This window comes from Microbispora oryzae (genome assembly GCF_017896165.1).
Classification (GTDB): Bacteria; Actinomycetota; Actinomycetes; order Streptosporangiales; family Streptosporangiaceae; genus Microbispora; species Microbispora oryzae.
On sequence record NZ_JAFCNB010000001.1, the window covers coordinates 575,914 to 595,318 of the forward strand.

Below are 19,405 nucleotides of genomic sequence, written 5' to 3' on the forward strand. Positions count from 1 at the left end.
CGGCCCCCGAGGCCGGGTGTGATGCCGAATTCCTTGGCGCGCCTGACCCGGCTACTCGTGTACCGGATGCTCGCCTGCCGGATGCACGTGTCCCGGCGGACGGGGTGCCGTCCCTGATCGCGGGCACCTGCCTGGATCCTCGCCTCCCCTCCCAGAAACGGCCGGCCGGGGCGCCGGGCGCAGAGCGGGGCGGGGACGAGCCGGATGCGGACGACCCACATCAGGGTGACGCCGGGACCGGCGCAGGACCGGCTCCGGGCACCGGGACGCAGCCGACCGGAGATGCAGCAGCCACGGAACCCGGCCTTGTTACCCATCACGCTGAAGACGATGTCGCGGACATCTTGGTGGAACTGGCCGCACGGTTGGCGCGTGCCGGGCGACCGGACAGCGCGGCGGTGTGCTTGGAACGGGCCGAGAAGGTGATCCAAGCGATAGACCTGTTGGGTTCGGTATTCGCGGCGCTGTTGCATCAGGTGCATATCACCGGTGAGGCAAAGGCGTACGGGCACGCCTCCACCGCCTCATGGCTCCGCTCGGACAGACCGAGCACTCCCCCACCGAGAACCCCTGCACCGGGCGCGTCTGCGCTGGACACTCCCGCACCCGGCGCGTCTGCCCCGGACGCGACCGCACCGGGGGCAAACACGTCGGGGGCGGCGGAGAGCGGCGCGGAGGCGCCGGGAACGCCTGCCGTGCATGGGCCGCCGGTGGTGGTGCGGCGTGGTCCGGGGATGACGGGTGCGCAGGCGGCCCGGTGGTTGCGGATCTCCGGCGAGGTGGCCCGCCTCCCGCAGGTGAAGGCCCGCTACCGGGCCGGATCACTGTCCGGCGGAGCCGTGGACGCCATCACCACGGTGACGACCAAACTGACCGACACGCAGGCGACCGAAGCCGAACCGATCCTGGTGCAGTTGTCCGACAGCGCGTCGTGTGCGGAGGTGGCCAAGGCGGGCCGCTACATCCGGGAGATCCTCGACCCCGGCGCGCTGGTCGAGGAGTGCGAGGACGACTACGCGTCCCGGTTCCTGCTGGTCCGCCCCTCCAGCACCGGTGGCATGGAAGGCGAGTTCCGCCTGCCACGAGAGGCCGCGGCTCGGCTGCGGGCGTTCCTGACCTCTTACGCCCGCCCGAAGGACAAGGACGACGACCGGCCGCTACGGGTCCGGCAGGCAGACGCCTTCTCGGCCCTGCTGAGCGAGAAGGTCTCCACCGAACTCATCGTCATGGTCCGCGCCGAGTCCATCCCCGACGACATCCTCGCCCCCACCGGCGCACAGAATGCCCCGCAGACCGGCACACAGAACACAGCGTCGACTGGCACCGACCAGGACACCACGAGCGGTACCACCGATACGACGTCCAACCAGGGCGCGGGGTCTGACCACGGCGCGGGGCCTGGCGGTGGGGACGACGGCATGCCCGCTGCCGGTGCCGTCGCCGTAGACGCTGCCACCGCCGCCGCTGCAACCGGGGACGCTACTCCTACAGCAGGCGCAGGCGCGCAGGGATGGGCGCATGGGCGGATGGAGACGCGGGCGGAGACGCGGGCGGAGACGCGGGCGGAGACGCGGGCGGAGACGGCCGGAGCGCGGGCTGACGCGTGTCGCACGTGCGGGCATGCTCCCGACCGGTTGGCCCCCGGGCTGCTGGTCGCCACTGGGCACCTGCTGCCCGTCAGTGACGTCCACCGCCTGGCGCGGACCTCACGCCTGACCCGGATGGTGATGGACGCCAAGGGACAGGTTCTGGACATGGGGCGTTCGGTGCGGCTGGCCACCCCCGCCCAGCGCAAAGCCCTGCTCGCCCAATACGCCACCTGCTACTGCCAGGGCTGCCCCATCCCCGCCACCATGGCCGAAGTCGACCACGTCTACAGCTGGATCGACGACGGCGTCACCAACCTCGACCTGCTGGCCCCCGCCTGCACCTTCCACAACCGCGACAAATTCACCCCACCCCGACCGCTACACCACCCACCGCAACCCTGACGGCACCTGGATTCTGCTCTACCACCCCAAAAGAGGCCCGACCCGCCAACCCCGACCCGACCGGGTCACCCACCCACCGGGATAAGGCACCCGGTGTAGCGCCGTGGAGCAGAGCGACCCGGTTCATGAACCGGCTGAACCGGCCACTGACCTGGCTACTGACCTGGCTACTGACCTGGCTACTGACGATCCGTATCCGCGTCGGACGGCCGGATCGGGGAGATCGTGACGCCGAGCATGCCGGGGCCGGTGTGCGCGCCGAGCACCGGCCCCACCTCGCCCACCACCACGCGTTCGAGGCCCGGCAGCCGCGCGGCCAGTGCCTCAGCGACCTGGTGGGCTCGGGGGGCGGCGGCCAGGTGCTGCACCGCCGCCTCTACCGGGCCGTCGCCCGCCGCGCGCACCGCGAGTTCCTCCAGCCTGGCGATGGCGCGACCCGCGGTCCGTACCTTTTCCAGCAGGGTGATCGTCCCATCGCCCAGGTGCATCAGCGGTTTGATCGACAAAGCTGTGCCGACGAGGTTGGTCACCGTGCCGATCCGGCCGCCACGTCGGAGGTAGTCGAGAGTGTCGACGTAGAAGAACGTACGTGAGGCCCGCGCCCTGCGCTCGGCGGTGAGCGCGACGTCCCGGATGGACGCGCCCGTCGCGGCCACCCGGGCGGCGGCCAGGACGGCGAAGCCGAGGCCCATCGCGATCGACCTGCTGTCGATCACCTCGACGGGCACGGGAGCGTCCTGAGCGGCGAGGCGGGCGGAGTCGGCCGTCCCCGACATCTCGCCGGACAGATGGACGGAGACGACGCCCGTCGCACCCCTTCCGGCGGCGGTCCGGTATGCCTCCGCGAAGGCCGCGGGGGCGGGGCGCGACGTGGTTACCGGCGAACGTTCCCGGAGCGTGCGGGCCAGGTCGGCGCCGTCCGGGGGCACCACGTCGTCGAGTTCGTCGCCGCCCGCGCTCACCCGTAGGGGCACCACGATGACACCGTGCTTCGCGGCCTCCTCCGCGTTCAGGTAGGCGGTGGAGTCGGTGACGACGGCGACGGACGGCGGCATACGACGAGGCTCCCACCACGATCTCGGACGGCCCGGCCCCCGCCGCGGCGGCCTTGGACTTACTGGACGGGGACGCCGCCCCGCCACACCCGGCGGGGCTTGAGGCCGAACGACCAGGCGAAGGCGCCCTCGTGGTCGGCGTCCCACTGGACGATGTCGGCCAGCCGGCCCGGGGCGAGCATGCCGCGGTCGGGGGCGCCGAGCACCTGCGCCCCACCCAGCGTGGCCGCCCGCAGGGCGTCGCCCACGCTCATGCCGAACGCCGCGACGGCGAGGCTGATCACGAGGGACATCGAGGTGATGCCGCAGTGGCCGGGGTTGTGGTCGCTCCCCAGCGCCACGGGGACGCCCTGGGCGAGCATCCTGCGGACCGGCGGGAGGTGGCCCACCTGCAGGGCCGTGCCGGGGCAGACCACCGCGGGCACTCCGTACCGGGCCATCATCGCGATGTCCTCGTCGGAGGCGTGGTGCAGCAGGTCGGCGGAGGCGCAACCCATCTCGGCGGCGAGCTGGACGCCACCACGACGGTTGTACGCCCCGGCGTGCACGCGGGGCAGGAGCCCGACGTTGCGGCCGGCGGCGAGGACCCAGCGGCCCTCCTCGGCGGTGAAGTGACCGTCGTCGCAGTAGACGTCCACACTGTCGGCGCCCGCCGCGGCGGCGTCGGCGCACCAGGAGGCGACCGCCTCGACATAGTCGCGCTGGCGGCCGAAGTATTCGGGAGGCACCACGTGCGCCGCGAGGAAGGTGACGTGCACCCGCGGCATCATGGGCTCCTTCTCGAGCTCCCGGAGCAGCCGGACGTCGGCGAGCTCCCCGTCGCGGGTGAGGTGGTAGCCGGTCTTGGCCTCGACGGTGGTGGTGCCGGCGAGCAGCCATTCACGCAGGCGCTCGCGCACACCGTTGCACAGCGTCCAGGGGTCGGTGCCGCGGGTCACTGTGATGGTCGAGCCGATGCCGCCGCCCGCCGCGGCGATGGCCGACGAGCTGGACCCGCCGGACCGCATGGCCATCTCGGCATACCGGTTGCCCGCGTAGACGGGGTGGGTGTGCGCGTCGATCAGCCCGGGCGTGACGAGCGCGCCGCCCAGGTTTTCGACGTGGTCGACGTCGACGATGTCGTCGACGACCCCGGGAACGCTCTGTGGCAGGTCAGCGGCCCGCCCAACCCAGGCGATCCGGTCGTTGTGCACCAGGATCGCGGCGTTGCTGCAGACGTCGTGGCCGGTCCACAGGCGGCCGATGTTGGTGAGCAGCCGGACGCTCATCCCACCACCTGCCTGGCTTCCACGGACGTCGAGACGATTCGGCTCATGGACGTCACGCCCGCCGAATTCGCTTCGTGTCCGGACGTCATTGGGGGTCTCCTGCCTGATCGCAGTTGTGCGATGACCCTACCGCCAGGATCTCGAACCCGGGCGATTCAGTTCAGTTACGTTATTTCACAGGTGGGCTTGGTGTACAGGGCTATTGAGAAGAACACCGCGTCGCATCAGCGGAACCGCAGGTGACACCTACACCTACGACACCGGAAGCCCCAGATCGGACGGGCGGGCCGAGATCAGTCGAATTCATGACCGCGCTGACAGGTGTCATGTCGCCACCCACCTAGGGTCTCGACGAGTTTCGCCGATCGTAGCAAGTGCGATCCCCGCAGGCCACCGCCTGCGGGGATCGTGTTAAGACGATGTTCACCGGAGCTGAGCCGGGATGTGAGCCCCGATCGGCCCAGCGCGACTACAACCAGCACGAATCCGACACGAATCCGGCAGGAGCCCGGCCCGAATCCGGCCCAAATCCGGCCCGAATCCGGTCAGAATCCCGCGCGGATGCGGCACGAATCCCGACACCACCCTGGGACGAATCCGGCGCGACCCCGGAACGAATCCGGTACGCCCCGGCGCGAATCCGGCACGCTCCGGCGCGAGTCCAGTTCCAATTCGAGCCGGAATCGAGCGTGAATCCGCCGGTCAGACGGATCAATCAGGCCGAATCAGGCCGGCTCAGGCCGACTCAGACCGGCTCAGACCGATCAGGCTGTCCGACGCGATTCAGACCGTCAGGCCGTCAGGCCGTCAGGCCGTCAGACCGTCTCGACCGGCTTGGCCGCCCGATCCAGCTCGGCGTACAGGGCCGCGAGGACCCGCGCGTGCAGGATCGTCCCGTCGCCGGTGTGCTCCAGCGACAGCACCTCGCCCTCGTTGTGCGCCCGCGCCACCAGATCGGACCTGTCATACGGCACGAGCAGCCGCACCTCGTGGTCGAGGCGGGGCAGCCTCTCCTCGATGAGCGCCATCAGCTCGGGGATGCCGGAGCCCGTCCGGGCGGACACCACCACGCTGTCGCGCTCCGTCATCGTCAGCCGGGCCAGCACGACCGGGTCGGCGGCGTCGGCCTTGTTGACGACGATGATCTCCGGGATGTCGTGCGCCCCCTCGATCTCGGCCAGCACTTCGCGGACCGCCGCGATCTGCGACTCGGGGTCGGGGTGCGACCCGTCCACGACGTGCAGGATCAGGTCGGCGTCGCCGACCTCCTCCAGCGTCGAGCGGAACGCCTCGACGAGCTGGTGGGGCAGGTGACGCACGAACCCGACGGTGTCGGCCAGCGTGAACAGCCGCCCCTCGGCCGTACGCGCCTGCCGGACGGTGGGGTCGAGGGTCGCGAACAGCGCGTCCTCCACCAGCACGCCCGCGCCGGTCAGCCGGTTGAGCAGCGACGACTTCCCGGCGTTGGTGTAACCGGCGATGGCCACGGCCGGCACCTCGCGGGCCTGCCTGCGGTGCCGTTTGGTCCGCCGGGTCGTCGACATCTCCTTGATCTGCCGGCGGAGCTTGGCCATCCGCTCGCGGATCCGGCGACGGTCCAGCTCGATCTTGGTCTCACCGGGTCCACGGCCGCCGATGCCGACGCCGCCGGCGGCGCGGCCGCCGACCTGCCGGGACAGGTTGCCACCCCAGCCGCGCAGGCGCGGCAGCAGGTACTGGAGCTGGGCCAGCTCGACCTGGGCCTTGCCCTCGCGGCTCTTGGCGTGCTGGGCGAAGATGTCCAGGATCAGCGCGGTCCGGTCGATGACCTTGACCTTGACGATCTCCTCCAGCTGCCGCAGTTGGCCGGGGGTGAGCTCGCCGTCGCAGATCACGGTGTCCGCGCCACTCGAGGCCACGATGTCGCGCAGCTCCCCGGCCTTGCCCGATCCGATGTACGTCGCGGGGTCGGGCCGGTCACGGCGCTGGATGAGTCCGTCCAGGACCTGCGAACCGGCGGTTTCCGCCAGCAGCTTGAGCTCCTGGAGGGAGAGCTCGGCGTCGATGACGGTGCCGGAGGTCCATACGCCTACGAGGACCACCCGCTCCAGGCGAAGCTGACGGTATTCGACCTCGGTGATGTCTTCGAGCTCTGTCGACAGACCCGCTACGCGGCGGAGCGCCTGGCGCTCTTCAAGTTCGTAATCGCCCACTGCGTGGTCTTCGGGCTCGTATCGCATATATGCCATCTCTACTAGACGAACACTCCGACACCCTGGTGTCTTCCCCTCGATGGTGACACGACGCCCACGGAAGACGCACGTCCTTATCCATCCGCATCCATCCGTCCCCCGGCAGCCGGGCGGAGTCAGGACGCGAGCACCTTCGCGTCGCCGGAACCGGTCTTGACGACGACGGTCCGGGGGGCCGCCGAGTCCTGGGCGACGTTCACGGTGCGGGTTCCCGAGCCGGTCTCGGCCGTGACGTTGTAGGCGCCCTGCGGTAGCCGGACGACGCCGTCCCCCGAACCGCTCTTCACCTCCACCCGGTCGGGCGGGGCGGCGAAGCGCAGCTCGATCTGCCCGGAGCCGGTCGACGCCGTCACCGACCGCCCGCGCAGGCCGCCGCCGTCGATGTCACCCGATCCCGTGGAGGCGTTCACGGCGCCGGTCAGCGCGCGCAGCGTGATCGTCCCGGAGCCGCTGTCCACCTTCACGCCCAGCCCGCGCGGGATGTCGATGCGGTAGTCGACGGAGCAGGCGTCGCAGCGATACTCCATGCGGAGCCGGTCGCCCTCCACCGCGTGCCCGTCACGCGGCTGGTCACCCCGCCAGTGCAGCGTCTCGGTGACGTGGATCCCGGTCCGCTCGGACTCGTTCACCTCGATCTCCCCCGACCCCGTCCGGGTCTCGATCGACGTCACTCCGTCGGTGACGTCGTACGACCGGGTGGCCTGCTGCTGTCCGAAGCCCACCGTCACGCCGCAGCCGGCGACGGTCAGCCCCAGGGCCACGGCCGCCGCCACCGCGAACGTCGTCTGCTGTCTCATGACCCCGATTCTTCTGGCCCGGCCGCGCCCGGGCATCCGGGAAGCCCCCGAGCACTCCCCGGCCGCTCCCTGAGCGGGCCCCCACGTTGACCCTGCCGGAAGGCGTGGAGTAGCGTCGATTCCACGTCATAGAAGCTTTTTTCCGGATGGTGGAAGGAAGGACCCGAATGGATGGCGTTGAGATCAGGGGCCCCCTCCTCGACGGCTTCGGCGAGATCCTCACCCCCGAAGCCCTGGACCTCGTGGCCACCCTGCACCGGGAGTTCGACGGGACCCGCCGCCGGCTGCTGCGGGCGCGTCAGGACCGGCAGGAACGGCTCTCCGCGGGCGGCACACTCGACTTCCTGCCGGAGACGGCGGAGATCCGGAGCTCCGACTGGCGGGTCGCTCCCCCGGCCCCCGGCCTGGAGGACCGCCGGGTGGAGATCACCGGGCCGGTGGACCAGAAGATGACGATCAACGCGCTCAACTCCGGCGCCAAGGTCTGGCTCGCGGACTTCGAGGACGCTAACGCCCCGACCTGGGAAAACACCATCCGCGGCCAGCTTAACCTGCGCAACGCGCTGGACCGCGCCATCGACTTCTCCTCGGGCGGCAAGCAGTACGCACTGCGTCCCGACGAGGAGCTCGCCACGATCGTGGTCCGGCCGCGTGGCTGGCACCTGCCGGAGAAGCACATCCTCGTCGACGGGGAACAGGTCGCCGGGGCGCTGCTCGACTTCGGGCTCTACTTCTTCCACTGCGCACGCCGTCAGCTGGCCAAGGGGCGGGGACCGTACTTCTATCTGCCAAAGCTGGAGTCACACCTGGAGGCCCGGCTCTGGAACGACGTGTTCGTCCGGGCGCAGGAGCTGCTCGGCGTCCCCCGGGGCACGATCAGGGCGACCGTCCTGATCGAGACGATCCCGGCGGCGTTCGAGATGGAGGAGATCCTCTACGAGCTGCGCGAGCACTCGGCCGGGCTGAACGCGGGCCGCTGGGACTACCTGTTCAGCGTCATCAAGAAGTTCCGCACCCGGGGCCGGGAGTTCCTCCTGCCGGAGCGGAACGCGGTGACGATGACGGCGCCGTTCATGCGCGCCTACACCGAGCTCCTGGTCCGCAGCTGTCACAAGCGCGGCGCGCACGCGATCGGCGGCATGGCGGCGTTCATCCCGTCGCGCCGCGACCCCGAGGTCAACGAGCTCGCACTGGAGAAGGTACGGGCCGACAAGACACGGGAGTCGGGCGACGGGTTCGACGGCTCGTGGGTGGCCCACCCCGACCTCGTGCCGATCTGCCGTGAGGTCTTCGACGGCGTCCTCGGCGACCGGCCCAACCAGCTCGGCCGCCTGCGCGAGGACGTCAACGTGACGGCGGAAGACCTGCTGGCGGTGTCGAAGACCCCCGGGCGGATCACCGAGGCGGGCCTCCGTAACAACGTCGACGTGGCGCTGCGTTACCTCGCCGCCTGGATGGGCGGACTCGGCGCGGTCGCCATCCACAACCTCATGGAGGACGCGGCCACCGCGGAGATCTCCCGTTCGCAGATCTGGCAGTGGGTCCACAACGACATCGAGCTGGCCGACACCGGGGAGGTCGTGACCACCGAGCTGGTCGAACGGATCATCGGCGAGGAGATGGCGAAGATCGCCTCGGAGCCCGGCTACGACGAGCGGCTCTTCGGCCAGGCCAGGGCGCTGTTCACCGAGGTGGCGCTCGACGACGACTTCGCGGAGTTCCTCACGCTCCCCGCGTATGCCCGGATGCGGTAACCGGATGCGGTAACCGGATGCAGTGAGACATGCCGGAGAGGTGCAGTAATGAGGTGCCGGGAGGGACGGCGTGAGAGATGATTCGAGGGGAGATGTCGCTTCCTGGTGGGTTCGCCCGCCGGGAGCGGGGAGGAGCGATGAGCCCATGTCCGCCCTCGAATCGCTGACCGCGCGGCTGCGCGACGCGCTCCCGCCGGACGCGCTGATCACCGACCCGGTCCGGCTCCGCACGTACGAGTGCGACGGGCTGACCGTCCACCGCGCCACGCCGGGCGTGGTCGTCCTGCCCGACTCGGCGGAACAGGTCGCCGCGGTGGTCGGCCTGTGCGCGGAGCACGGCGTGCCGTTCGTGGCGAGAGGCTCGGGGACCGGCCTGTCCGGCGGCGCGCTGCCCAGGACCGACGGCGTCCTGATCGTCACCTCGCGGATGCGGCGGATCCTGGAGGTCGACGTCCCCGGCCGGCGGGCGGTGGTCGAGCCCGGCGTGACCAACCTCGCCATCACCGAGGCCGTCCGCGACCAGGGGCTTTACTACGCGCCCGACCCCTCCAGCCAGCAGATCTGCTCCATCGGCGGCAACGTGGCGGAGAACTCGGGCGGGGCCCACTGCCTGAAGTACGGCTTCACCGTCAACCACGTGCTCGCGGTGGAGATCGTCACACCGGACGGCGAGATCGTCGAGCTGTCCGAGCAGGACGCCGGCTACGACCTGCTGGGCGCGTTCATCGGCTCGGAGGGCACGCTCGGCATCGCCACGAAGATCACCGTACGGCTGTCGCGGGCGCCGGAGGCCGTCACGACGCTGCTGGCCGCCTTCACCGGCATCGAGGCCGGTGGGCGGGCCGTCTCCGCCGTCATCGCCGCGGGCGTCGTGCCGGCGGCGATCGAGATGATGGACGCCCTGGCGATCGAGGCCGCCGAGGCGGCCGTCCGCTGTGAATACCCCGAGGGCGCGGGAGCGGTGCTTGTGGTGGAGCTCGACGGGCCAAAGGCGGCGGTCGACCGCGAGTTCGCCGAGGTCGAGCGGCTCTGCCGGGAGAGCGGCGCCTTCGAGATCAGGATCGCGGCGTCCGCCGAGGAGCGTGCCGCGATCTGGAAGGGCCGCAAGTCCGCCTTCGCCGCGGTGGGCCGGATCAGCCCGGCGTACATCGTGCAGGACGGCGTGGTGCCGCGCACGGCCCTGCCCGGGGTGCTCGCCGGGATCGACCGGCTCCAGGAGGAGTACGGCATCAGGGTGGCCAACGTGTTCCACGCCGGCGACGGCAACCTGCACCCGCTCGTGCTGTTCGACGACGCCGTCCCCGGAGAGGAGGAGCGCGCCGAGGCGGTCAGCGGGCTGATCCTCGACCTGTGCATCGAGCACGGGGGCTCCATCACCGGGGAGCACGGCGTGGGGGTCGACAAGTCGCGCTACATGCCCCGCATGTTCAGCGCCGACGACCTCGACGCGATGCAGCTCGTCCGCTGCGCCTTCGATCCGCGCGGGCTGTCCAACCCGGGCAAGGTCTTCCCGACGCCCCGCCTGTGCGGGGAGGTCCCCGGCGTGCGCAGGGGGGTCCACCCGCTGGTCGAGGCCGGGCTGGCGGAGCAGTTCTGATGGGAAACGCGCTGATGGGAAACGCGCTGATGGGAACGCTCTGATGGGAACGCTCTGATGGGAACGCGGGCGGTCGAGGACGCCGGCCGGGACGAGCGGGCGGGCAAGGCGCTGGCCGCGACCGGGGTGACGGTGCGCCCCGCCGTACCCGGCGACGCGGTGGGACGCGTGCGGCCCCGGTGGGTCGTCCTCCCGGAGACGGCCGGGGAGATCGCGGCCGTCATGCGGGTGAGCGCCGAGCACGACCTCGCCGTCGTCCCGGCGGGAGGCGGGACGAAGCTGCACTGGGGCGCCCCGCCCTCGCGCTGCGACATCCTGCTCGACACGTGCTGCCTCAACGCGGTGATCGAGCACGTGGCGGGCGATCTGGTGGTCCGGGCGCAGGCCGGGCTGACGCTGGAGGCGCTGCGCGAGGCGCTGGCCGCGGCGGGCCAGGAGCTGGCCCTGGACGTCCCCGTCCCCGGCACCACCGTCGGCGGCCTGGTCGCGACGGCGCTCGCGGGGCCGCGCAGGTTCAGGTACGGCACGGCCCGCGATCTGCTGATCGGCATCACGGTCGTGCTGCCCGACGGGACCGTCGCCCGGTCGGGCGGCAAGGTGGTCAAGAACGTCGCCGGCTACGACGTCGGCAAGCTTTTCACCGGTTCGTACGGCACGCTCGGCGTCGTCGTGGACGCCACGTTCCGGCTTCATCCGCTGCCCGCCGACAGGGCCTGGGTCACCGCCGGGTTCGAGCCTCCCGGGCCTCTCGGAGACGCGGACCGGGCCGCCGGCCTGGGCGCGGCGCTGGCCGCCGTGTCGGGCTCGCAGGCGGAGCCGAGCGCGGTGGAGCTCGACTGGCCGGACCCGGACGGGCCGTGTGTCATGGCCGTCCTCCTGGAGGGGACCGCGGCGGACACGCGGGCGGCGGCCGTGCGCGGGCTGCTGGGCCCGGACTCCGATCTGCGGCCCACGCCGCCCCCGTGGTGGGGCCGCCTGCCGGAGCCGCCCGCCGCCCAGAAGGGCGAGGCGCCGGAGTCCCGTGGCCGGGAGGACGAGGTGTTGCTGGAGCTCAGGATCACTCCGCCGCGGGTGCCCGGCGTCCTCGCGGAGGTGCGGCGGGCCGCCGGAGACCTCGGCGTCCGCGCCGCCGTCCGGGGAGCCGCCGCGTCCGGGGTGCTACACATCGCGCTGCACGCCGGGACCGACGCGGGCACAGTCCCCGGAACCGACGCCGGAACCGACGCCGGAACGGACGCGGGCACAGACCGCGGGACGGACGGCGGCACGGACGCCGGCGCGGCGGCCCGGTTCGTCGCTCGCCTCCGCGCGGAGGCGGAGGACGGCGGCGGGCGGCTGCTGGTCGTCGCCGCGCCCGAGGAGGTCGCCCGCCGGGCCGGCCGGTGGGGCCGGGTCGGCGCGCTCACGCTGATGCGGCGGATCAAGGAGCGTTTCGACCCCGATGGCCGGATGTCCCCCGGCCGGTCCGTGGGAGGGACCTGATGGACCCCGAGCTGATCAAAGACTGCGTACACTGCGGCTTCTGCCTGACGACCTGTCCCACGTACGTGCTGTGGGGCGAGGAGATGGACTCCCCCCGCGGCCGGATCCACCTGATGGGCCAGCACGTCGGCGGCACGCCCATGACCGGCGAGATGGCGGGCCACTTCGACGCCTGCCTCGGCTGCATGGCCTGCGTCACCGCCTGCCCCTCCGGGGTGCGGTACGACCGGCTGATCGAGGAGACGCGGGCGGTCGTCGAGCGCGAGCACGAGCGGACGCCCGACGAGCGGGCGGTCCGCGCGATGGTCTTCGCGCTGTTCCCCTACCGTCGCCGGCTGCGTGCGATGCGGCTGCCCATGGCCATGAGCAAGCGGCTCCAGCCGTTCCTCGAACGGGTGAATCCCTCGCTCGGCGCCATGGCGGAGCTCGCGCCCCCGGCGGCCCGGCCCGTGCGGCTCCCTCCCCTGGTGCGGGCGCGCCGCCGGGCGAGGGCGCGGGTGGGCCTGCTCACCGGATGTGTGCAGGGCGAGTTCTTCCCGCAGGTCAACGCGGCGACCGCGCGGGTGCTCGCGCTGGAGGGCTGCGACGTCGTCATCCCGCCGCGCCAGGGGTGCTGCGGGGCGCTGTCGGTTCACTCCGGGCGGCCGGAGGAGGCGAGGCGGTTCGCCCGCCGCACGATCGCCGCGTTCGAGCGGGCCGGTGTGGACGCGGTCGTGGTCAACGCGGCCGGCTGCGGGTCGAGCATGAAGGAGTACGCCGACCTGCTGGCCGCCGACCCCGCGTGGCGTGAGCGGGCGGAACGCCTGCGTACGCTCGACCTGGCCGAGTTCCTCGTGCGTCTCGGCCCGGTGGCCGAGCGGCACCCGCTCCCCGTGTCCGTCGCCTATCACGACGCCTGCCACCTCGCCCACGCCCAGGGAATCCGCGCCGAGCCGCGCGAGCTGCTGCGCGGTGTGCCCGGCCTGGAGCTGCGGGAGATCGCCGAGTCGGCGATCTGCTGCGGGTCGGCGGGCACCTACAACCTGTTCCGGCCGGAACCGGCCAGGGAGCTGGGCGATCGCAAGGCCGAACGGGTGCTCGCCACCGGGGCCGACCTGCTGGTCTCGGCCAACCCCGGGTGCACCATGCAGATCGCCGCCGCCGTACGGAGGGCGGGCAAGGGCGAGATCCGGGTCGCGCACACCGCGGAGGTGCTCGACGCCTCCCTGCGCGGCCTCGATCCCGGGGCGCTCGGACGGGCCCCACGGACGGGGCGGGCGAAGGCGAGGGCCGTGTGAGCGTGCAGAGCGTCGACCGGGCCCTCGACGTGCTCGAGGCCCTGTCGGAGCGCGGCGGCCAGGCCGGTCTGTCGGAGATCGCGGCCAGGACGGGCCTGCCGTACGGGACCATCCACCGGCTGCTCCAGACCCTGCTGGCCCGCGGCTACGTGCGCCAGGAGTCCGACCGCAGGTACGCCCTCGGCGGCGCGCTGGTGCGGATCGGCGGCGTGGCCGAGCGCATGCTCGCCGTGTGGGCGGAGCCCTATCTGGCGCGGCTGGTCGAGCTGTCGGGCGAGACCGCCAACCTGGCCGTGCTGGAGGGCGACTTCGTGGTGTACGTCGCCCAGGTGCCCTCGCCGCGCCGGCTGCGGATGTTCGCCGAGGTGGGCCGCCGGGTGCTGCCGCACAGCACGGCCGTCGGCAAGGTGCTGCTGGCCGAGCGGGCCGACGCCGCCGCCGTGTTCGAGCGCACCGGGCTGCCCCGCCGTACCGACCGGACGATCACCGTGATCGACGACATGCTGGCCGAGCTCGACCGGGTGCGCGCCCGCGGGTACGCCCTCGACCTGGGCGAGGAGGAGAACGGCGTGCACTGCATGGCCGTCCCGGTGCACGACCGCGACCGGACCTTCGCCGCGATGTCGGTCTCCGGACCGGCCGAGCGCATCGGCGCGATCGACCGGGAGGAGCTGGCCGCGACCCTGCGCAAGATCGCCGACGACTTCGGGACCGCCGTCTTCCGCGTCTGACGAATCATGTCCGGATGAAGCATGTCCGGATGAAGCATGATGGAGCCATGTGCAGAAGCATCAAGACTCTGCGGCCGCCGTTCACCGACGAGGTGACGGGCGAGGACATCCACGCCGCGGCCCTGCAGTACGTCCGGAAGATCTCGGGCTTCCGCGCCCCCGCCGCGCACAACGCCGAGGCGTTCGAGCGCGCCGTGGCGGCGGTCACCGAGGCGAGCACCGCCCTGCTGGCGTCCCTGCAGGTCCGGGGCTCCCGTCCGCCCGCGGACGCCTGACCGCGGCCCGGCTCAGGCGCACTGGTCGAGCATCACCGTCTTGTCGGCCGTCGTCACGGGCAGGTCGTACTTGAGCGCCACCTGGGCGAACCGCACCGCGTAGGAGCAGCGGACCGCCCGGCGCGGCGGCAGCCACGTCGCCGGGCCGGAGTCGCCCTTCGCGGAGTTCTGCGGCCCGTCGACCGGGATCAGGTTGAGCGGGTCGTTGGCGATCTGCTTGCGCTTGGCGTCGCTCCAGCGGGAGGCGCCCATCTGCCAGTCGTACGAGAGCGGCATGACGTGGTCGATCTGCACCGAGGCGGCCTTCTGCTTGGTCCAGTCGATCGTCTTGCCCGTGTACGGGTCGTACAGGGTCATGGAGACGATCACGCAGTCGGAGCCGTCGCGGTACTGGATGTCCTGACCGTCCCTCTTGAGCAGGTCGTTGCGGGTGTCGCAGCCGTTGTGGGCCCACGGGACACCGTCGGCGTTGTCGGCCCAGGCGTACCCGAACTCGTCGCGGTCGTAGCCGGTCTTGGGCCCCCGGCCCTTGGTCTCCACCCGGTCGATCAGCTTGCGGGCCTCCGCCCGGTCGCCGTCGGAGCTGATCGCGGCCAGCCCCGGCCCGGTGCCATCGGGGTTCTCCAGGGGGCTGGTCCCCCGGCCGCCGTCGCCGCCGCCCTGTGCCCCGCCCTTGACGGCGCCGTCACCGGTCTGGCCCGCGTCCAGGCCGGTCGCCGCCGGGTCGCACCCGGCGAGCAGGGCGACGGCGACCGACACGCCGACGATCATCCGCGAAGCACGCCCGCTCACAGTCACCCCTCAGGTAATAAAGATCCCCCTCAGGTATAGCAAAGTGCCAAGTAATGGCAAAGAAGCCTCGCGAGTCGGCAAGTCACAGCAAAAGGGGCGTGCCGCCCGTGCGGCATCGCCCCTTGAAATAGCCCCTTACAGTCGCCCCGTGGTAGCGACGGCGGATCAGGCCGGGATCCAGTCCTGCCAGACGATCTTGTTGGCCTCGACCCACTTCTTGGCGGCGTCGTCGTCCGACATCTTGTTGACCGCGATGTCGTAGGCCACCGAGTTCTGGTCGTCGTTGGTCCACACGAAGTTCTTGATGAACTCGTACGCCCGGCCGCCGTCCTTCGCGAACTTCGTGCTGACGATCTTGTCGAGCAGGTACGGCGGGTAGTCGCACTTGATCCGCCGCGGGTCGGTGTCGCATCCGATGGCGTACGGCGGGAGGTTGATCTTGACGAGCTTGAGCTGATTGAACAGCCACTGGGGCTCGTAGAAGTACATGAGCAGCGGCGTCTTGTTCTTGGTCGCCTGCTGGGCCGCGGCGATCAGCGCGTCCTCACTGCCGGAGTAGACCACCTTGTACGGCAGGCCCAGGTTCTTGATCAGGGCCTCGTCGTTGGTGACGAAGGACGGGTCGCCGGCGAGGAACTGCCCGAGGCCGCCGCTCTTGTCGGTCTTGAACAGGGTCTCGTACTTGGCCAGGTTCCGGTAGTCGGTGATGTCGGGATACTTCTCGACCATCCACTCCGGGACGTACCAGCCGATGACGCCCTTGTTGCCGTTCTCCCCCGCCGTGAGGGCGACCTTCTTCTGGTCGATGTACTCCTTCTTCAGCTCCGGGTGGGCCCAGTTTTCCAGGACGACGTCGACCGAGCCGTCCTCGAAGCCCTTCCAGGAGTCGGCCTCGTCCCGCTTCACCAGATCGACCTTGTAGCCCATCTGGTGCTCCAGCAGGTAGGCGATGACCGCGGAGCTCGCCTCGTATCCCACCCAGGGGTTGACGGCCACGTGGACCGTCCCGGCCTTCGCCGCGCTCTGCCCGGTGGCCTGACCCGAGTCGTCGCCGCCGCTGCTACAGGCGGTCAGCGCCGCGGTGATCGCCAGCACACCGGCAAGGAGGCGGACCCTCATCATCTGACCTCATCTGATGTCGAACGGGTGGCGGTGCGACCGGCGGGGGGCGCGCCGACACCGGCTGAGTATTCCACAACGGGACCCCCGGGTCGGCCGCGGTTCGAGACCGCGCCCGACCCGATGGATCACTTCGGCATCCAGGCCTGCCACTTGGCGGTGTTGGCCTCCACCCACTTCTTGGCGGCGTCCTCGGCCGACATGCCGTTGTTGGTGATGTCGTCGGCCACCGAGTTCTGGTCGTCGTTCGTCCACTGGAAGTTCTTGACCAGGTCGTAGCCCTTGCCGCCGGTGTCCGCGAACTTCTTGCTCACGATCTTGTCCAGCGGGTACGGCGGGTAGTCGCAGGCGACCTTCTTGGGGTCGGCGTCGCAGCCCGCGGTGTAGGCGGGCAGGTTCACCTTGACCAGCTTGAGCTGGTTGAACAGCCACTGCGGCTCGTAGAAGTACATGAGCAGCGGCTTCTTCTGCTCGGTCGCCTGCTTGGCGGCCTTGATCAGCGCCGCCTCGCTGCCCGCGTAGACGACCTTGTAGTCGAGCTTCAGGTTCTTGACGAGGGCCTCGTCGTTGGTGACGAAGGACGGGTCGCCGTCGAGCACCTGGCCCTTGCCGTCCGACTCGGAGGTCTTGAACAGGTCGGCGTACTTGTTCAGGTTCTTCCAGTCGGTGATGTCCGGGTACTTCTGCGTCATCCACTCGGGGACGTACCACCCGATGACGCCGTTGTTGCCGTTCAGCCCGGCGTCGACGGCGACCTTCTTCTCGTCGATGTACTTCTTCTTGAGGTCGTCGTGGCCCCAGTTCTCGATGATGACGTCGACGTCGCCGGACTCGATGCCCTGCCAGGACGGCTCCTCGGCGAGCGTCACGTTCTTCACGGTGTAGCCGAGCTCGTGCTGCAGGAGATAGGACACCACGGCGGCGCTGGCCTCGTAGCCCACCCAGCCGTTGATGGCCATCTTGACCGTGCCCGCGGGCGCCGCCGCGGCGGAGGCGCCACCCGCGTTCGCGCTCGGGGCGCTCGCGGCGTCGTCCTCGACCTTGGCCCCGCCGCACGCGGCGGCGCTCAGCCCAAGGACGAGAACACCCGCGACAAGACTTATCTTCTTCATGCGTTCCTCTTCTTGTGGGGATTGCGGCGCCCGTGGGCGCCCTGCGTGATCCGGTCCAGCATGATTCCGAGCAGGACGAGGGCCACTCCGGCCGCGAGGCCCTTGCCGTAGTCCTCCTGCTGGGAGATTCCGGCCACGACGTCATATCCGAGGGCGCCCGCGCCCACCAGGGCGCCGATCACCACCATCGCCAGTGTCATCACGATGCCCTGGTTGGCCGCGAGGAGCAGCGAGCTCCTGGCCATGGGCAGCCGCACCTTCCACAGCAGCTGCCGTTCGGTCGAGCCCGCCGACCTGGCCGCCTCCACGACTGTGGGCGGCACCGCCCGCAGCCCGTCCTCCACCAGGCGGGCGACCACGGGCACCGCGTAGACGAACGACGCCACGATGGCGGTGAACCGCCCGTTGGCGAACAGCGCGACGGCGGGCAGCAGGTAGGAGAACGACGGCATCGTCTGCGCCGCGTCGAGGAAGGGCCGCAGGACGGCCGCGAAGCGGTCCGAGCGGGCCGCCCAGACGCCCAGGACCAGCCCGGCGGCGATCGTGATCAGCGCGGCGACCAGGACGATCGTGAGGGTCTCCATGCCGTGCTGCCACAGGCCGAGCACGGCGACGCCCACCAGGCACGCCCCGGCGACCAGGGCGGGCCGCGGGCCGCTCACCCGCCAGGCGAGCGCGAGCACGGCGAGCGTGACCAGCCACCAGGGAGCGCTGGTCAGCGTGTTCTGCAACGGGTTGAGCAGGCCGTACGCCACGGTGTCGTTGAGGAATCCGGTGACCGGGTACCAGTGCGCCTCGATCCAGTCGACCACGTCGTTGATCGGGCGGACGATCTGGATCTCCCACTGCTCGGGAAACTCCGGTGCGAGCGCCGGCGTGAGCGCGAGGCCGGCCGCGGTCAGGGCCGCGAACCCGCTCCACCTGACCCTGCGGGAACGGGCCCGGCCTGCGGCGGCGGCCCTGCTGATCCGGTCGAGGACGATGGCGATCAGCACGATCGCGAGGCCGGGCACCAGCGCCGCTCCGACGTTGACCCGGGCCAGCGCCTGGATGAGGTCGACACCGAGGCCGGGCGCGGCGATGAGCGCGACCAGCGGGACCATCGACAGCGCCGCCGCGATGGTCTGGTTCACCCCGAGCATGATCGTGTTGAGGGCCATCGGCAGCCGCACCTTGCGCATCGTCTGCCATCCCGTGGCGCCGAGCGACTCCGACGCCTCGACCACGGTCGCCGGCACCCGCTGCACGGCCAGCGCCGTTATCCTGATGGCCGGGGGCATCGCGTAGATCATCGTGGCGACGGTCGCGGACGCCGGCCCGATCAGGAACAGCAGGATGATCGGCGACAGGTACGAGAAGGTCGGCATGATCTGCATGACGTCGAGCACGGGCGTCACGACCCGCCGGACACGGTCGGAGCGACCGGTCCAGACCCCGAGCGGGATGCCGGCCAGGAGCGACAACAGCACCGCGGTGAGGGCCAGGGCCAGCGTGTCGACGCTCGCGTCCCACTTGCCCAGCACGCCGATGCCGCCGAAGCCGGCGAGCGCGACGAGCGCCACGCGCCAGCCGCCGGCCAGCCAGCCGAGGCCCCCCATCAGGCCGATCAGCCCGGGCCAGCCGAGCGCGTCCAGCGCCCCCTGGAGGCCCGTGTAGAGCTCGGCCACGAACAGGCGGACGTAGTTGACGACGAACAGGAAGATCGGGCTGCTGTTGCGGTTCTCGTCCACCCAGTCGCGGGCGTCGTTGAGCCAGTGGAACAGCGTGGCGTCGTCGTCGTGGGGCAGGACGGCCGTGTTCCGGAACGCCGCGTAGAGCACAACGAAGGCGGCGACGGCGACCGCCACGGGTGCCCACCGGACGAGCCTGCGGGCGCGCGGCGGGGCGGAGACGGGCGGAGCCGCCTGGACGGGCGCGGACACCA

At 71.1% G+C, this 19,405-nt stretch carries 15 protein-coding genes; 7 read left to right on the forward strand and 8 right to left on the reverse strand.

Annotation, left to right across the window (positions count from 1 at the left end; translation table 11 throughout):
- Positions 1-734: 734 nt before the first annotated feature.
- Positions 735-1,991, forward strand: a complete 1,257-nt coding sequence (locus tag JOL79_RS02665) for an HNH endonuclease signature motif containing protein (RefSeq protein WP_210153962.1) — start codon at positions 735-737, stop codon at positions 1,989-1,991.
- A gap of 179 nt (positions 1,992-2,170) precedes the next feature.
- On the opposite strand, the gene JOL79_RS02670 is transcribed toward JOL79_RS02665, so the two are convergent.
- The 4 genes from JOL79_RS02670 to JOL79_RS02685 all read right to left on the reverse strand — a co-directional run bounded on the left by JOL79_RS02670 (position 2,171) and on the right by JOL79_RS02685 (position 7,342).
- Positions 2,171-3,046 carry a DegV family protein gene (locus JOL79_RS02670; RefSeq protein ID WP_210153963.1) on the reverse strand — a complete coding sequence of 292 codons (876 nt, stop codon included), beginning with the start codon at positions 3,044-3,046 and terminating at the stop codon, positions 2,171-2,173.
- A 59-nt stretch (positions 3,047-3,105) separates the two neighbouring features.
- A complete protein-coding gene (gene hutI / locus JOL79_RS02675) occupies positions 3,106-4,314 on the reverse strand; it encodes an imidazolonepropionase (protein WP_210153964.1) in 1,209 nt (402 codons plus the stop codon).
- An 815-nt stretch (positions 4,315-5,129) separates the two neighbouring features.
- The gene (gene hflX / locus JOL79_RS02680; protein ID WP_210153965.1) at positions 5,130-6,542 is read right to left on the reverse strand and encodes a GTPase HflX; all 1,413 of its coding nucleotides are present in this window, start codon (positions 6,540-6,542) and stop codon (positions 5,130-5,132) included.
- Between the two features lie 119 nt (positions 6,543-6,661).
- The gene (locus JOL79_RS02685; RefSeq protein ID WP_210153966.1) at positions 6,662-7,342 is read right to left on the reverse strand and encodes a DUF4097 family beta strand repeat-containing protein; all 681 of its coding nucleotides are present in this window, start codon (positions 7,340-7,342) and stop codon (positions 6,662-6,664) included.
- Positions 7,343-7,509: 167 nt separating this feature from the next.
- Between JOL79_RS02685 and aceB the strand changes: the two genes are divergently transcribed.
- The 6 genes from aceB (at position 7,510) to JOL79_RS02715 (ending at position 14,458) form a co-directional block, all read left to right on the forward strand.
- Positions 7,510-9,096: a malate synthase A gene (gene aceB, locus JOL79_RS02690; RefSeq protein WP_210153967.1), complete on the forward strand. Its 1,587-nt coding sequence runs from the start codon at positions 7,510-7,512 to the stop codon at positions 9,094-9,096.
- A 145-nt stretch (positions 9,097-9,241) separates the two neighbouring features.
- Complete coding sequence (locus JOL79_RS02695) at positions 9,242-10,693, forward strand: FAD-linked oxidase C-terminal domain-containing protein (protein ID WP_210153968.1); 1,452 nt, start codon at positions 9,242-9,244, stop codon at positions 10,691-10,693.
- A 57-nt stretch (positions 10,694-10,750) separates the two neighbouring features.
- On the forward strand, positions 10,751-12,175 hold the full coding sequence (locus tag JOL79_RS02700) for an FAD-binding oxidoreductase (RefSeq protein ID WP_210153969.1): 1,425 nt from the start codon (positions 10,751-10,753) through the stop codon (positions 12,173-12,175).
- The gene (locus tag JOL79_RS02705; RefSeq protein WP_210153970.1) at positions 12,175-13,452 is read left to right on the forward strand and encodes a (Fe-S)-binding protein; all 1,278 of its coding nucleotides are present in this window, start codon (positions 12,175-12,177) and stop codon (positions 13,450-13,452) included. Before JOL79_RS02700 ends, JOL79_RS02705 begins: the two co-directional genes overlap by 1 nt.
- Positions 13,449-14,183, forward strand: coding sequence for an IclR family transcriptional regulator (locus JOL79_RS35305; protein WP_210153971.1), 735 nt, complete (start codon positions 13,449-13,451; stop codon positions 14,181-14,183). Before JOL79_RS02705 ends, JOL79_RS35305 begins: the two co-directional genes overlap by 4 nt.
- 47 nt (positions 14,184-14,230) lie before the next feature.
- Positions 14,231-14,458 (forward strand): DUF2277 domain-containing protein, encoded by a 228-nt coding sequence (locus JOL79_RS02715; RefSeq protein ID WP_210153972.1) that lies wholly within the window; start codon positions 14,231-14,233, stop codon positions 14,456-14,458.
- Positions 14,459-14,470: 12 nt separating this feature from the next.
- Here JOL79_RS02715 and JOL79_RS02720 read toward each other — a convergent pair whose 3' ends face one another.
- The 4 genes from JOL79_RS02720 to JOL79_RS02735 form a co-directional block, all read right to left on the reverse strand.
- Positions 14,471-15,250, reverse strand: coding sequence for an HNH endonuclease family protein (locus JOL79_RS02720; protein ID WP_307848270.1), 780 nt, complete (start codon positions 15,248-15,250; stop codon positions 14,471-14,473).
- A 165-nt stretch (positions 15,251-15,415) separates the two neighbouring features.
- A complete protein-coding gene (locus JOL79_RS02725) occupies positions 15,416-16,372 on the reverse strand; it encodes an ABC transporter substrate-binding protein (protein WP_230984026.1) in 957 nt (318 codons plus the stop codon).
- 125 nt (positions 16,373-16,497) lie between these two features.
- Positions 16,498-17,481 (reverse strand): ABC transporter substrate-binding protein, encoded by a 984-nt coding sequence (locus tag JOL79_RS02730; RefSeq protein ID WP_210153973.1) that lies wholly within the window; start codon positions 17,479-17,481, stop codon positions 16,498-16,500.
- Positions 17,478-19,403, reverse strand: a complete 1,926-nt coding sequence (locus tag JOL79_RS02735) for an ABC transporter permease (protein WP_307848271.1) — start codon at positions 19,401-19,403, stop codon at positions 17,478-17,480. The genes JOL79_RS02730 and JOL79_RS02735 overlap by 4 nt, the downstream gene beginning before the upstream one ends.
- Positions 19,404-19,405: the final 2 nt, after the last annotated feature.

Coding starts and splice junctions, on each gene's coding strand:
- JOL79_RS02700 (WP_210153969.1), top strand. CDS start 10,751: ATGGGAACGCGGGCGGTCGAGGACGCCGGCCGGGACGAGCGGGCGGGC.
- JOL79_RS02730 (WP_210153973.1), bottom strand. CDS start 17,481: ATGAAGAAGATAAGTCTTGTCGCGGGTGTTCTCGTCCTTGGGCTGAGC.
- JOL79_RS02705 (WP_210153970.1), top strand. CDS start 12,175: ATGGACCCCGAGCTGATCAAAGACTGCGTACACTGCGGCTTCTGCCTG.
- JOL79_RS02715 (WP_210153972.1), top strand. CDS start 14,231: ATGTGCAGAAGCATCAAGACTCTGCGGCCGCCGTTCACCGACGAGGTG.
- JOL79_RS02685 (WP_210153966.1), bottom strand. CDS start 7,342: ATGAGACAGCAGACGACGTTCGCGGTGGCGGCGGCCGTGGCCCTGGGG.
- JOL79_RS02670 (WP_210153963.1), bottom strand. CDS start 3,046: ATGCCGCCGTCCGTCGCCGTCGTCACCGACTCCACCGCCTACCTGAAC.
- JOL79_RS02725 (WP_230984026.1), bottom strand. CDS start 16,372: ATGATGAGGGTCCGCCTCCTTGCCGGTGTGCTGGCGATCACCGCGGCG.
- aceB (WP_210153967.1), top strand. CDS start 7,510: ATGGATGGCGTTGAGATCAGGGGCCCCCTCCTCGACGGCTTCGGCGAG.
- JOL79_RS02665 (WP_210153962.1), top strand. CDS start 735: ATGACGGGTGCGCAGGCGGCCCGGTGGTTGCGGATCTCCGGCGAGGTG.
- JOL79_RS02695 (WP_210153968.1), top strand. CDS start 9,242: ATGTCCGCCCTCGAATCGCTGACCGCGCGGCTGCGCGACGCGCTCCCG.
- hutI (WP_210153964.1), bottom strand. CDS start 4,314: ATGAGCGTCCGGCTGCTCACCAACATCGGCCGCCTGTGGACCGGCCAC.
- hflX (WP_210153965.1), bottom strand. CDS start 6,542: ATGGCATATATGCGATACGAGCCCGAAGACCACGCAGTGGGCGATTAC.